We start from the raw sequence: 13,001 nt of genomic DNA on the forward strand, positions 1-13,001 counted from the left end.
CTACACCGGCGGCACGACGATCTCGGCGGGCGCACTGCAGCTGGGCAATGGCGGCACCAGCGGTTCAATCGTTGGCGATGTGGTGGACAACGGCACGCTGGCATTTAACCGCAGCGATGCGCTGACCTTTGCGGGCACGATCACCGGCACCGGCTCGCTCAGGCAGGCCGGCACCGGTACGACCACGCTCACCGCGGACAACACCTATGCGGGCGGCACGACCATCTCGGCGGGCACGCTGCAACTGGGTGCCGGCGGCACCACCGGAAGCATCGTCGGCAACGTCACCAACAACGGCACGTTGGCGTTCAACCGCTCGAATGCGATGACCTACGCGGGCACCATCAGCGGCGGAGCCGTGGTGCAAGCGGGTGCCGGAACGACAACGCTCACGGGTACGGGCTCCTCGGTGTCCAGCGTCGATGTCAACGCCGGCACGCTCGACCTCGCTCAGGCGGGCGCCTTCAACGCGAACGCCTTTACGACCGCATCCGGCGCCACCACGCACATCGCCGCAGAATCGACATTGACTGTCGCAGGCGCATTCACGCAGGCTTCCGGAAGCACGCTCGCCGTCGATCTCGGCAGCACCCAACCCATCGTCTCGGCGGCCACGGCCAACCTCGGCGGCACGCTCGACATCACCGGCTTCGGCGCCGCTGTGCCGAACACCGCGAGCGCCCTGACGAGCACGCATTTCAACGTGATCCACACGTCGGGCGGCATCACCAATGACTTCTCGACGGTTGAACTGGGCGGGGCCGGCGGCGATCTCGACTTTCTCACATTGGCCGGCAGCAAGTCGGTCGATTCGCTGGACTACAACGTAGGCTTCGGCCTGGCTTGGATGGCGGGTGCGACGCAAAGCCATGGCGTGTTCACGCTCGTGAGCGCGACGGAAACCTTCGACGTCGATGTGCCATTGGGCAACCAGACGCCTTCCAGTTCCGGGTGGGATGGCACGAGCCTCACCAAGAACGGCGCGGGCACGCTGGTGCTGTCGGCGGCCAATACCTACACAGGGGCGACGACGATCAACGGGGGCACTCTGCGAACCGGCATAGCGGATGCCTTTGCAACCAGCAGCGCCGTGAACGTCGCGGCCGGCGCTACGCTGGCGCTGAATGGGTTCAACCAGCTCGCGCACAACCTCGGTGGTGCTGGCAGCGTCACGCTCGGGAGCGCTGCGCTGACCGTGCAAAGCGACAGCAACACGACGTTCGGAGGCGTGATCAGCGGTGCAGGCAGCGTGACCAAGGAGGGTGCCGCCGCACTGGTGCTCGCCGGCGACAGCACCTACACCGGCGGCACCACGATCAATGCCGGCACATTGCAGATCGGCGATGGTGGCACCGCCGGCGGCATCGTTGGCAACATCACCAACAATGCGGCGCTTGTCATCAACCGTTCGGACAGCGTCCAACTGCCCGGACCCATCAGCGGCAGCGGTTCGTTGACCAAGCTTGGCGCTGGCGTCGCCTCATTGGCTGGCGCGAACACCTACAGCGGTGCGACCAACGTCAACGTGGGCACGCTCAAGGCCGGTGTTGCCAATGCCTTCAGCGCTGCATCGGCTCATACCGTGTCGAGCGGCGCGACACTCGATACCGGCGGCTTCAACCAGACTGTTGCGGCGCTGGACAACGCGGGTACTGTGAGTTTGCTGAGCACCACGCCAGGCAGCACGCTCGCGGTCGCCGGCGCCTATGTCGGCCGGGGCGGCACGCTGCGCCTGGGCACCCGGCTGGGTGACAGCGCAAGTCTCAGCGATCGGTTCGTGCTCGACGGCCCCGGCGCGAGCGCCAGCGGCACCACCCATCTGGAGATCACCAATGTGGCCGGCCTGGGTGCGCTCACCAGCGGCAGCGGCATCGAGGTCGTCAGCGCGCGCAATGGCGCCACTACCACGGCGCAGACCACCAAGGATGCCTTTGTGCTGGCCGGCGGCGCGACTATCGCCGGAGTCGCCAAAGGCAACACCACGCTGCAAGCGCCTCACATCGATGCGGGGGCCTACGAGTACCGCCTTTACGCCGCGGATGCCGGCGGCTCTGGCGAGAACTGGTATCTGCGGTCGACTTCCACGATCGTCCCGACGCCACCCCCGGGGCCTAATCCGGTCATCATTCCTCCGCCGGTCGAGGTACCCACCTACCGAGCCGAGGTGCCCATGGTTGCCGGTCTCCCCGCACAGTTCCGCCAGGGCGATCTGGCCATGCTCGGCAATCTGCACAGGCGGATCGGCGACGAGAACATTACACAGCCGCAGACTGCGTCGGATGCTTCGTCGGCAACGCCGCGCGATCGGCGCGCATGGGGGCGCGCCATCTATACCGATCTCGACATCCAGCAGGAAGGCACCGTCAACCCTCAAAGCAGCGGGTATCTTGGCGGCCTGCAGGCCGGCACCGACCTGTGGTCGGACAGCGCCTGGCGCGCGGGCGTGTATGTGGGCTATCTCGAAGGCGGCTCCGACACCAGCGGCAATGCACGCGCAACGTTTGGCCACGTTGGCCGCAACGACCTGCAGTCTCGCTACCTCGGCGGCTATGCGACGTGGACGCGCGAGGACGGGCTCTATGCCGATACGGTGCTGCAGGGCGGAAGCCACCGGTACACCCTGCGTCCCGACTTCAACCCGAGCGTCTCGGGCAAGGCCAGCAGCCTGACGGCCTCGGTTGAAGCTGGCAAGCCCTTCAAGCTTTCCGACAGCTGGAGCATCGAACCGCAAGCGCAGTTGGTTTATCAGAGGAGCAGCTTCGACGATGTGCAGCTTAGCGACGCAACCGTGCGGCAGGACACCGATGCTGGATGGATCGGCCGGCTCGGCGTTCGCATCAAGGGCGACGTGGCGACATCCGCAGGACGGCTTCAGCCCTACGGCCGCGCCAACTTGTACTACGGCGGATCGGGCACGGATATCGCACGCTTCATCTCGCCCGGCGCGGTGACCGACATTTCGAGCCGGACCGGCTATACGTCTGCCGAGCTGGCTGCCGGCATGACGTTGGCACTGAACGACAAGACCAGTCTTTACGGGGAACTGGGGCGCGTGTTCAGTGTCTCCGGAGATGCGCGAGTGCGTTCCTCCATTCAAGGCAGCGTGGGGCTTCGACTCTCCTGGAAATAAGGCCGCTGGCGATCGCCGATTGGAGCCCAGGGCATTGTCATGTTAGGGATGGACGTAAGCGCCGTCGATCAGCATGGTGGCGAACTCGACATCCATCTTCAGAAGCGCCGCGACAAGGGGCATCGGTCCATACGATGGGGCCTTGGCGTTCCAGCTGTCCGAGCCAGTCGAAGGTTTCCGACTCCAGGATGAGGTCGGCTCCTCGCCGAAACTGACTGTCGTGGTCGATGGGGAGTTTTGCGTAGGCGGTGCTATTGATCGAGATATTCCGATCGATCAAGCCACCGATACGTTCGCCGTCGACATGCCGAGACGATGGGGTTGAGGCGTGATATGGGCGCCGAGAAGGCCGAGAACACGATCAGCGGTGGCGCGCCCTATCCCGCGGAACGAGGCAACATCTCCTCGAGATGCGACTCCACGCAGCGCGTCCAGTGTATGAATGCCGCAAGCGCTCATCGAGTCCACCGACGCACCCAGCCAGGGCCGCAATTCGACGATCGGCGTCTCGGGCGCCGTGGGAATGTGAAGTTCCTTCGTCGAGACCAGACCGTAGCGCCAGAGCTCGAACGGAGGCGCCGAACTGGCGAATGGACGATCGGTCGCCATCAACAAGTCGTAGACCTCGCGTGCCTCGCGTTTTCCGAAACGCTCGCACAACAGAGGCAGGGTGAGCCGTCGCAATTGACCGACCGTCTCCTGATCATTGGCCAACGCCCTAGTCAACGTGCAAGGTCGCAGGCCCAGCGCGGACACAGGGGCGGAATCCGCAAGGCCACGCAGCGCGAGCGTGCGCGCCTCGGACGGCAGCGCAAGCACCGCTTTGCTTTGTTCATGCGCGCGTTCTTCAATGTTCGGATTCGGTAGAAAGTCGAGTCCCACGCGCGCAAGTATTGCGCGCAATCGACCGACCGTCTTTGCACCGATCCCCTCTTCTCTCAGAAGCTCCTGCTCGCTGATCTCCGACAGATCCTCGATGCAGAAGATGCTGAGCTCCCTCAGCGCTTCGCGGGCGCTCGCACGCACGGGAATCTCGTCGATCGGCGTATCCGGTTCGAGCCGGATGGGCGTGTTCAGCAGTTGGGAACCTTTGGGTCGCCAATTGAAGGAGGGATACGCGAACGGCAAGCCCGCAGGAACGACACGCTCTCGAAGTGCGATCGCGTGTTGCCGCTTCGCTTCAACGATGGCAAGCCGAAGGGCGCCGAGACATGCCAGCAATTCTTCGTCAGGAAGTTGCGCCAGGTCGTCAATGGATTGGATGGTTCGAGCGGACATAGCCTGGAATTGGGCCGTTAATCGCCTGCCGCTGCTATCCGAATAGTTCGCCACCTCTATCCGAAAAGTGGGCATCCGGGACAGAGTGACGGTGCGACCGCATGCGGGCGCCAGGTCGCGGTGCATCGAGGTCGATATTCCCTCTGCCATCTCAACAGCCCGCGTCCGCTGCCTGCGCGCACTACCGTGGATCCGCGTGCGCATGTCCTACCTTTTTGGGGGAAGGGCACCTTATCGCAAATAAACGACGACCTCTCGTTTCAATGCTGAGAAACCCTATAGTGCTGACGAGGCTCTCGCCGATACTCGCATTTGTTAGGCGATGGTTCTCGCTCTGACTATTTGCTCGAGGGGGCACGGCTGGTCATGTTGTTCAAGGAAGCATTGCGGCCGGACGGTTCGATCTTGGCCAGGGGCCTGGACTGGAATGCCGCATGTGAATTACACGAGGACCTCTACGGGCCGCACTCAATGCATGTCTCGGCGCCCAGTCGTTTTCGGATGATGTACAGCGGCCACGTCTTGAGTGGTATGTCCACGACCGTCGGTTACTCCGATATGAGCGGCGTCGAGCTGCGGATCGATACGGACCGGAAGCAGCAATCCGCTAGCTACAGCTTCAGTCTGCCGCTTTCAGGCGAGCAGGAATTGCGATCTTTACAGGGCCGTGTGCGCTCCGACTCGAATCGTGGCATTGCCGTGTCGCCCGAGCAGCCATCCGAGTTCAGCCTTGCGGGAAATTGCCGCAACATTGTGGTCGGCATCCCGCGCTCAGCCTTAGAGCAGACTTTGAGCGATGTCCTCGGCAGGCCCGTCGATGGCCTGCTGGTGTTTTCCGAAAGCATGGATGCCGTGGAGGGGGCGACAGCTGCTTGGTGGCGCATGGTCAAGCACTACCTCACCGAGATCGATCGCGCGCGGGAACTCTACGGGTGCGGCTATTTCCGACGATCGATCGAGGAGACCCTGATCAAAGGCCTTCTGATCTCACAGCCGAGCAACTATTCGGGGCAGATCCAACAAGCGCTCGGCGCCAAGATCCCCGCATTTATCGCGCGTGCCAGAAGTTTCATCGAAGCAAACTACCGTGAGGCGATCCACCTCGAAGACATCGAGGCGGCTTCGGGCGTTTCGCGGCTCAAGCTCTTTGAGAGCTTTCGCAAGCACACGGGCTTCACGCCGGCTGCCTACCTCAAGGATTACAGGCTGCGCCAAGCACGTGCTCAGTTGCAGCAGGACCGATCAGACCAAAACGTGTCGTCCATTGCGCTGGGTGTGGGCTTCAATCATCTCGGTCGCTTTGCCATTGACTACAAGCTCGCCTTCTCGGAAACGCCGTCCGAAACCATCCAACGGAATGCTCGGTCCTCGTGAACTGCCCGGCTATCCCCACCACGCGCGAGGCCTGATCCGTTCGCTGGGCCACAAGACACGCAACAGGCTGATGAGCGCGAAGATGGCCAGCGTAACGCCGGTTACCCAAAGCCATTGCTCGTGGTCGGCAATGAATTCAGAGAATTTGGCGCTGCAGCTCGCCAGTCCCGCGACAAGCATCGCGAACAGCACCACGAGCATGCAGTCCAGCGTGAAGATGTCCCAGGCCAAGTCCTCGGGGAACTTCAGCCACAGGTGTTTTGCAGTCTGCACTGGGTTGCGCATGACAGCGGCCTTTGTGGGGTCACGCCACACCAGCAAGCTGGACGGCGGGCACCGAGAACTCGCGTCCGACACCGATACGCGCATAGAGGTAGTTGTTGCGAGCCCTGTCGCTGAGCGAGTCCATGGTCACCTGCCCGTCGGCATCGCACGGGAACGCATATCCGCGCCCCTCGTTGAAGAGCGAGCGAATGCGCAGTTCGTAGAGAGTGCTCGGGCGCAGAGTCACCTGAGACGAGTTCATGATGTGCTCCTTTCCTCTCATGTGGACTCATGCGTCCGAGCGAAGCAAGGTTGGATTTGCGGTGGGCGCGCAGGCGTTCGGATAGCTCCTGTCGCCACGGAAACCCGAGCGCATGGGATGCGACGATGCGCGTGCCACCTATTGAACGAAGGATGGTGTTCATGCTGCTCTCTTCCAAAAGGCAGGTTGCCGAAATCTGCGATTCATGACGAGGGTTGACGAGGGATCGAATAGCGTCGGTCGAGACGTTTGTCGCGATCCGGTTCTTGTTGCTCGCGGTCATTGGACCGTCAATCGCCTGCCGCTGCTATCCGATTAGTTCGCCACCCTTGTCCAAAAAATAGCGTCCCAGGGCGGTGGTGTCAGGCGACACGACAAACTGACCCCCCAGATGGTCAGTTTTCGGTTTACCCAATCCGGCCAGCGGTGCTGCATTCAAGTTACGCCCCTCCTATCACGCATCACGGGGCGGGCGGCGGCTTCAGGTACGGCATCGAATCAACAGCCACGCCGCCGCGGCGCACTTCGAAATGGAGCTTGGTCACGTTCGTGCGCTGCGACACCGCTGTCGCTGACGCAGGCGCAGTTCGATGCGCTGGTGGTGGGACTGCCTTGGAAGCGCCTGCCAGAGATGAGTGTGATCGCACGGCTATAGGCTCGCAGCGGCGAGCGCGCGTTGACAGCGCAACTCCCAATGACGCGAAGCAGGCGAGGGTTGCATGATGGGTGTCCATGCAGGACCTGCGCGACCGAGGCGGTCACGGCGCTCGCCCAACAGATGCTGCGGCACATCCAGCGCCAGGCGCAGGACTTCCGCCTGAAGGACGCAAGCTCGAGAAGCTCACGTTCGAACTGGCACGTCACAAGGCCTGGAAGTTAGGTGCGAAGTCCGAGGCGATGAGCACTGAGCAGCGCCGGCTGTTCGAGGAGACACTGGCCGAGGACGAAGCCGCCCTGCAAGCATTGCTGGATCAGGCGAAGGGCACGTCGGCGGAAGACGACGCCGCTGACACTGACACTGAACGACAAGACCAGTTTTTACGGGGAACTGGGGCGCGTGTTCAGCGTCTCCGGAGATGCGCGAGTGCGTTCCTCCATTCAAGGCAGCGTGGGCCTTCGACTCTCCTGGAAGTAAGACCAGGAGCGTCCTGTCGCAGAAATGGGTTTGGCAGCGTGCAGCGCCAACTTTCGCGAGGCAATCGGCGTCTCATCGGTTACGCTGATAGTCGCACTGCCGACGGATGGGTGAGATGGACAAGGCCTTGAACTGTCCGAGCGCCGATGAGAGACATCAACCTGTGGCGGAGAGTGTGAGATTCGAACTCACGGACGCTTTCACGTCGGCAGTTTTCAAGACTGCTGGTTTAAACCACTCACCCAACTCTCCTGGGATGCCTTCTGTGCAAAGAAGACAGCCGGCGATTTTAGCGGTTGTCTTCCCGCGTTTCGGCCGTCGGCGCCCAACCTCGCATGACCAAATCAACAATCCCTTCAGCCCAGGCGCGGCGCTCCTCAGGCCCGGCCAGAGGCTTCGAGATGAAGAAGCGCACGCCGCCAAACGCCAAGGTCGACAACTGCACCGCGGCCAATTCAGGTGACGGCACATGCAGCGTTCCGGCCCGATGTGCTTCGGCAAGGTATTCGACGACAGGCGCGAGCACGTAGCTGTTCTCCGCATAGAGCGACTTCGCCAGTTCCGGAAAGCGCACGGCCTCGGCAATCACCAGGCGCAACAGCGCCAGGGTCTTCGGCTCGGTCGCGCTCAGGTACATGCGCTCGATCAGGTCGAGCAGGACTTGCCTCTCGTCGGCGCCCCGGCGCACCAAGGTGGCCTGCATGTTTTCGCGGGCACTGCTCACGGCGCGGTGAACCACTTCCCTGAACAAGGCTTCCTTGTTGTCGAACTGGCGGTAGATCGTGATCTTGGCGACGCCCGCCTCGCGAGCAATGGCCTCGATGCTGGTGGCCGCATAGCCCTTTTCGAGGAAGGATTCCAACGCGGCGGCAAGGAAGGATTCGCGCAGCGCGACGGCCTGTTCGGGGCTGGGCCGTCCGCGGGATCGGCGCTTGACTTCGGGAGATTCGAGGTTTTCCATGGCGGTATCTCTCCTCAGGAATCTGGCAGGAAGATCGTCTGAAGATCGCTCAGGAAGTCGAAGCCGCGCGTTGTCGGCCACACGCGCGCCAAGTCGCGCTCGATCAATCCCTTGCGCTCGGCTTCTTCCAGTCCGCGCTGGATGGCCGTCACAGCCAAGCCGGTCCGTTCCGCGAACTGCGCGAGCGTAAAGCCGTCCTTCAAGCGCAAGGCATTGAGCATGAATTCAAAAGGAAGGGCACCGATGCCAACATCCTCACTCTGCGCAACGGCATGGGCGGCGAGTGCGTTGTCCATGTACAGACGCGGCTCCCGGAACCGCACTTGCCGCACGACACGATGCGCAAAGCTCAGCTTGCTGTGGGCACCAGCGCCGATACCCAGATAGTCGCCGAACTGCCAATAGTTCAGATTGTGCGCGCACTGGTGGCCGTTGCGTGCATAGGCCGAGATTTCGTAGCGTTCGAGCCCCACCTCGGCCGTGCGCTCGCAAATGCGGTCGAGCATGGCGTAGGCGGCGTCGTCTTCCGGTACCACCGGAGGAAACTTGGCGAAATAGGTGTTCGGCTCAATGGTCAGGTGATAGACCGACAGGTGCGGCGGCGCCAGCGAAAGCGCCTGATCGAGGTCCGCGTCGAGGTCCTCGGGCGTCTGGCCCGGCAGCGCATACATCAGGTCGAGGTTGAAGGTCTCGAAACTGGCGGCGGCCTCCTCCACTGCCGCAATGGCCTGTGCGCGATCGTGCACACGGCCGAGCGCCTTCAGATGCTCGTCGTTGAAGGACTGCACGCCAACCGACAGGCGCGTGACACCGGCTGCCCGGTAGGCACGGAACCGGTCGCGCTCGAAGGTGCCCGGGTTGGCCTCCAGCGTGATCTCGCAATCGGGTGTCAGCTTGAGTCGAGCGCGCAAGTCCCCAATCAGCCGGTCGATGGATGCCGGAGAAAACAGGCTCGGCGTGCCGCCCCCGATGAAGATCGTGTGAACCGTCCGGCCCCAGATCAGCGGCAGCGCCGCGTCCAAATCGGCAACCAGGGCGTCCAGATAGCGTTGCTCGGGCAATTCGCCGGACGCATTCCGCCACTCATGGGAATTGAAGTCGCAGTAAGGGCACTTGCGCAAGCACCACGGAAGATGAACGTACAGCGACAACGGCGGCAGAGCCGACAACTGCAGCGGCCCCGGCCGCATCAGGTGCAGGGCGTCGTTGGCGTCCGCCGCGCCCGCGGCACTCTCGTCGCCGCTGGAGATCGGAATGATGGCGCTCACGACCAGCGCTCGCGCATCAGGGCCAGCATGGCGCGCGCAGCTTGTCCACGATGGCTGTTGGCGTTCTTCACTTCGGGCGACAGTTGCGCAAAGGTCTTGCCGAACTGAGGCAGGAACATCACCGGGTCGAATCCGAAGCCGTTGTCGCCGACGGGTTCGCTGGCGATCAAGCCGGCGACGCGCCCGACCGCAATCAGCGGTTCAGGGTCGTCGGCGTTGCGCAGCGCCACGAGGGTGCTGACCAGGGCGGCGCGGCGATCGGTCTTGGACGCCAATTGCTCCAGCAGCGCACGCACATTGTTCGCATCGCCTTTTTCGTAGCCGAACTGCGTCGCGTAGTAAGCAGTGTCGACGCCAGGGAGGCCGCCGAAAGCCTGAACGCACAGGCCCGCGTCGTCGGCGATGGCAGGCAGCCCCGTGTGCGCCGACGCATGGCGCGCCTTGGCAAGCGCGTTTTCGACAAAGGTGCGGAATGGCTCCTCGGCCTCGCCGACGCCAAGTTCCGACTGTCGCACCAAGGTGACGTCGAGTGGCGCAAGAAGAGCCTGCAACTCGGCGAGCTTGCCGGCATTGTTGGACGCGAGAACCAGCTTCATCGTCGGTGCTTCAGCTCGAGAGCGCCTTCGTCTGCAGCGCGGTCAGTTCGGAGATGCCTTTTTCGGCCAGCGCCAGGAGCGCGTTCATTTCGCCGCGCGAGAAGGCGGCGCCTTCGGCGGTGCCCTGCACTTCGACGAAATGGCCGGCGCCGGTCATCACGACGTTCATGTCCGTGTCGCAGGCCGAATCCTCGATGTATTCGAGGTCGAGCAGCGGTGTGTTTTGCACGATACCCACCGAGATGGCGGCGACTTGCCCGCGAATCGGCGATGCGGGGATCTTGCCGTCCGCCAGCAGCTTGTTGACGGCGTCCTGGGCAGCAACGAAGGCGCCGGTGATCGCGGCCGTCCGCGTGCCGCCGTCCGCCTGCAGCACGTCGCAGTCGAGGTGGATGGTGCGTTCGCCGAGCGCAGCCAGATCGAAGACGGCGCGCATCGAGCGGCCGATGAGACGCTGGATCTCCTGCGTCCGCCCGCTCTGCTTGCCACGAGCGGCTTCGCGGTCGCTGCGCGTGTGCGTCGCGCGCGGGAGCATGCCGTACTCGGCCGTGACCCAGCCTTCGCCGCTGCCGCGCTTGTGCGGGGGCACCTTTTCCTCAACGGAGGCCGTGCAGAGGACGCGCGTCTGGCCGAATTCGATCAGGACCGATCCCTCGGCATGGATGGTGAAGCCACGGGTGATGCGCACGGGGCGCAACTGATCAGCGGCACGGCCGCCGCTTCGTACGAAAACAGTCATTTTTGATGAACGGAAAAGAAAAAAGAGGGAACAGACTCAGCCCTTGCGCGCGGCGGAGCGGCGGATCGCCTCGTTGATTTCAGCAATCGATCGTTCGATCGCGTCTTCGTCGAGATCGTCGAGTTCGCTGTCCGACGGCATACCCGCCTGGATGGTCGACGCGAACACGCCATCGCTGATGCTGTCGGTGGAAACACCCCGTTTCTGACCCGGCGCGTCGGGGGTTTCCCATTCGAGCGCGATCAGGGTCACGTTGTCGCTGTGGCTGCCGCCGTTGCGCAGTGCCATTTCGGCGAGGTCGGGGGCGGCGTCGGAAACCGGTCTGCCCGAAGACAGCGTGTGAACGATCAGGCTGTCGTCCAAAACGCCCCAGACGCCATCGGAACACAGCATGATCCGGTCACCGCGCAACAGTTGAAGCGGCTCCGAAATGTCGAACAAGGGCGGCGTCGGCGAACCCAGGCAGGTCAGGAGCAGATTGCGATTGACCGGCTCGGGGCCGGCATTGGCACGCGGACGTTCGGCGTGCGAGTGGTCGCGGGTGCGCATGAGGAGTTCGCCGTCGCGCACAACATACAGACGCGAATCGCCGCAGTGAATCCAGGTGGCGGTCGTGCCCTGGATCACCGCCGCCACGACGGTTGTACGAGGTGTGTCGAGCATGCCCTTGTTGCCGGCATACCGCATGATCTGCTGGTGAGCCGCCATCACGGACGACGTCAGGAATGCCTTCACGTCCTTCACGATCGGCCGCGCTTCACGTTGATACAGCGCCGCTATGGTCTGCAGGGCCAATTGCGCCGCGACTTCGCCTTCCGGATGTCCGCCCATGCCGTCTGCCAAAACGAACAATCCTGATTCACGGGTGTAGCAGTAGCCCATGCGGTCTTCATTCTTGAGACGACCGCCCTTGCGGCTGACCTGAAAGACAGAAAATTTCATGCGGGGCGGGTGGTCGGTGCTGCCGCTTTGGGCAACCCCTTCTTTTCAAATGAACGCATGTTGTCTATGGAAAGTCTTACTTTTTCACCGACCGTGAGCTTGGTATAGCGGCGCTCCCCCTCCCGGCTCAACTCCTTCTGCAGGGCGAAAACGGACTGCGGACGCGAAAGCGGATCGAGCGACATGCACCACTCGACCACCTCGATAAGGTTGTCCGAGTAGATGCCGCGCAGCCGGGACAGCGAAAGGCCGAGGCGATCTTTTTCGATGCGCTGCGGCGCGTCGTTCGGCGGATACCCCTGCATGCACGCGTAGATGCACGCGCCGATGGCGTAGATGTCCGTCCAGGGCCCCATGGATGAGTCGCGGCGGTACATCTCAGGCGCCGCGAATCCGGGCGTGTACATCGGCCGGATGAAATTGCCTTCCTTGGACAGCACTTCGCGCGCCGCGCCGAAATCGATCATCACCGCCCGGTCGTCGTCGGTCACGAAGATGTTGGCCGGCTTGATGTCCAGATGCAGCATCTTGTGCTGATGAACGATGCGCAAGCCACGGAGGATTTCGTCGAACAACGAACGAATCGTGGATTCGCGGAAGACCTTTTGCTTTTTGAGGTCGCGCGCGGTGACGATGAAGTCCTGCAGGGTCGCACCCTCCAGATAATTCATGACCATGTAGACCGTCTCGTTCTCGCGGAAGAAATTGAGAACGCTCACGACCGAGGCATGCGAGATCTGCGCGAGCGAACGACCTTCTTCGAAGAAGCTCTTCAGTCCAAGGCGGTAAAGTGAAAGCTTTTCGGGCGGGACTTGCGGCGCCAGCTCGCCAGTGCCTCGAGTCGCTAGGGACGACGGAAGATATTCCTTGATGGCAACCTGCTGGCCACTATGGTCGACGGCGAGGTAGACAACACCAAAACCACCCGCCGAAAGCCGGCGCACGACGCGATAACCGCCAATGACCGTGTCTGGCAGCAAGGGCGAAGGTTTGACCTTTGACATAATCCGGGAGTTTCGCCCGAAGGCGATGGTGCGGCAAGCGAACGCCGT

Annotated in this window: 11 protein-coding genes and 1 tRNA gene; 2 read left to right on the forward strand and 10 right to left on the reverse strand. The window is 62.8% G+C overall.

Translation table 11 applies throughout. The features are described from left to right. Positions 1-3,130, forward strand: a 3,130-nt coding sequence (locus tag AC1DEK_RS08035) for an autotransporter family protein (protein WP_478124710.1), incomplete at its 5' end; no start/stop codon positions are given. 276 nt (positions 3,131-3,406) lie between these two features. Here AC1DEK_RS08035 and AC1DEK_RS08040 read toward each other — a convergent pair. Beyond that, complete coding sequence (locus AC1DEK_RS08040) at positions 3,407-4,408, reverse strand: helix-hairpin-helix domain-containing protein (RefSeq protein WP_478124711.1); 1,002 nt, start codon at positions 4,406-4,408, stop codon at positions 3,407-3,409. Positions 4,409-4,774: 366 nt separating this feature from the next. Here AC1DEK_RS08040 and AC1DEK_RS08045 point away from each other — a divergent pair, with 366 nt between their 5' ends. Next, a complete protein-coding gene (locus AC1DEK_RS08045; protein WP_478124712.1) occupies positions 4,775-5,782 on the forward strand; it encodes an AraC family transcriptional regulator in 1,008 nt (335 codons plus the stop codon). Between the two features lie 9 nt (positions 5,783-5,791). Here AC1DEK_RS08045 and AC1DEK_RS08050 read toward each other — a convergent pair whose 3' ends face one another. The 9 genes from AC1DEK_RS08050 to AC1DEK_RS08090 form a co-directional block, all read right to left on the reverse strand. Next, on the reverse strand, positions 5,792-6,067 hold the full coding sequence (locus AC1DEK_RS08050; RefSeq protein ID WP_478124713.1) for a hypothetical protein: 276 nt from the start codon (positions 6,065-6,067) through the stop codon (positions 5,792-5,794). A 19-nt stretch (positions 6,068-6,086) separates the two neighbouring features. Then, positions 6,087-6,308: a hypothetical protein gene (locus tag AC1DEK_RS08055; protein WP_478124714.1), complete on the reverse strand. Its 222-nt coding sequence runs from the start codon at positions 6,306-6,308 to the stop codon at positions 6,087-6,089. A gap of 1,299 nt (positions 6,309-7,607) precedes the next feature. Next, a tRNA-Ser gene (locus tag AC1DEK_RS08060) sits at positions 7,608-7,695 on the reverse strand. 37 nt (positions 7,696-7,732) lie between these two features. Next, complete coding sequence (locus tag AC1DEK_RS08065; protein WP_478124715.1) at positions 7,733-8,404, reverse strand: TetR/AcrR family transcriptional regulator; 672 nt, start codon at positions 8,402-8,404, stop codon at positions 7,733-7,735. 14 nt (positions 8,405-8,418) lie between these two features. Next, positions 8,419-9,672 carry a radical SAM family heme chaperone HemW gene (gene hemW / locus AC1DEK_RS08070; protein ID WP_478124716.1) on the reverse strand — a complete coding sequence of 418 codons (1,254 nt, stop codon included), beginning with the start codon at positions 9,670-9,672 and terminating at the stop codon, positions 8,419-8,421. Then, on the reverse strand, positions 9,669-10,268 hold the full coding sequence (rdgB, locus tag AC1DEK_RS08075; protein ID WP_478124717.1) for an RdgB/HAM1 family non-canonical purine NTP pyrophosphatase: 600 nt from the start codon (positions 10,266-10,268) through the stop codon (positions 9,669-9,671). Before rdgB ends, hemW begins: the two co-directional genes overlap by 4 nt. A 10-nt stretch (positions 10,269-10,278) precedes the next feature. Next, complete coding sequence (rph, locus tag AC1DEK_RS08080; RefSeq protein ID WP_478124718.1) at positions 10,279-11,007, reverse strand: ribonuclease PH; 729 nt, start codon at positions 11,005-11,007, stop codon at positions 10,279-10,281. A gap of 36 nt (positions 11,008-11,043) precedes the next feature. Beyond that, positions 11,044-11,949, reverse strand: coding sequence for a PP2C family protein-serine/threonine phosphatase (locus AC1DEK_RS08085; RefSeq protein ID WP_478124719.1), 906 nt, complete (start codon positions 11,947-11,949; stop codon positions 11,044-11,046). After that, positions 11,946-12,953 (reverse strand): serine/threonine protein kinase, encoded by a 1,008-nt coding sequence (locus AC1DEK_RS08090; RefSeq protein ID WP_028249365.1) that lies wholly within the window; start codon positions 12,951-12,953, stop codon positions 11,946-11,948. Before AC1DEK_RS08090 ends, AC1DEK_RS08085 begins: the two co-directional genes overlap by 4 nt. Between the last annotated feature and the right edge of the window lie 48 nt (positions 12,954-13,001).

It is taken from the genome of Variovorax sp. 10N420 (genome assembly GCF_056394705.1).

Excerpts from the sequence above, each read along its gene's own strand:
- AC1DEK_RS08040 (WP_478124711.1), bottom strand. The coding sequence starts at position 4,408 with ATGTCCGCTCGAACCATCCAATCCATTGACGACCTGGCGCAACTTCCT.
- AC1DEK_RS08045 (WP_478124712.1), top strand. The coding sequence starts at position 4,775 with ATGTTGTTCAAGGAAGCATTGCGGCCGGACGGTTCGATCTTGGCCAGG.
- AC1DEK_RS08050 (WP_478124713.1), bottom strand. The coding sequence starts at position 6,067 with ATGCGCAACCCAGTGCAGACTGCAAAACACCTGTGGCTGAAGTTCCCC.
- AC1DEK_RS08055 (WP_478124714.1), bottom strand. The coding sequence starts at position 6,308 with ATGAACTCGTCTCAGGTGACTCTGCGCCCGAGCACTCTCTACGAACTG.
- AC1DEK_RS08065 (WP_478124715.1), bottom strand. The coding sequence starts at position 8,404 with ATGGAAAACCTCGAATCTCCCGAAGTCAAGCGCCGATCCCGCGGACGG.
- rdgB (WP_478124717.1), bottom strand. The coding sequence starts at position 10,268 with ATGAAGCTGGTTCTCGCGTCCAACAATGCCGGCAAGCTCGCCGAGTTG.
- rph (WP_478124718.1), bottom strand. The coding sequence starts at position 11,007 with ATGACTGTTTTCGTACGAAGCGGCGGCCGTGCCGCTGATCAGTTGCGC.
- AC1DEK_RS08085 (WP_478124719.1), bottom strand. The coding sequence starts at position 11,949 with ATGAAATTTTCTGTCTTTCAGGTCAGCCGCAAGGGCGGTCGTCTCAAG.
- AC1DEK_RS08090 (WP_028249365.1), bottom strand. The coding sequence starts at position 12,953 with ATGTCAAAGGTCAAACCTTCGCCCTTGCTGCCAGACACGGTCATTGGC.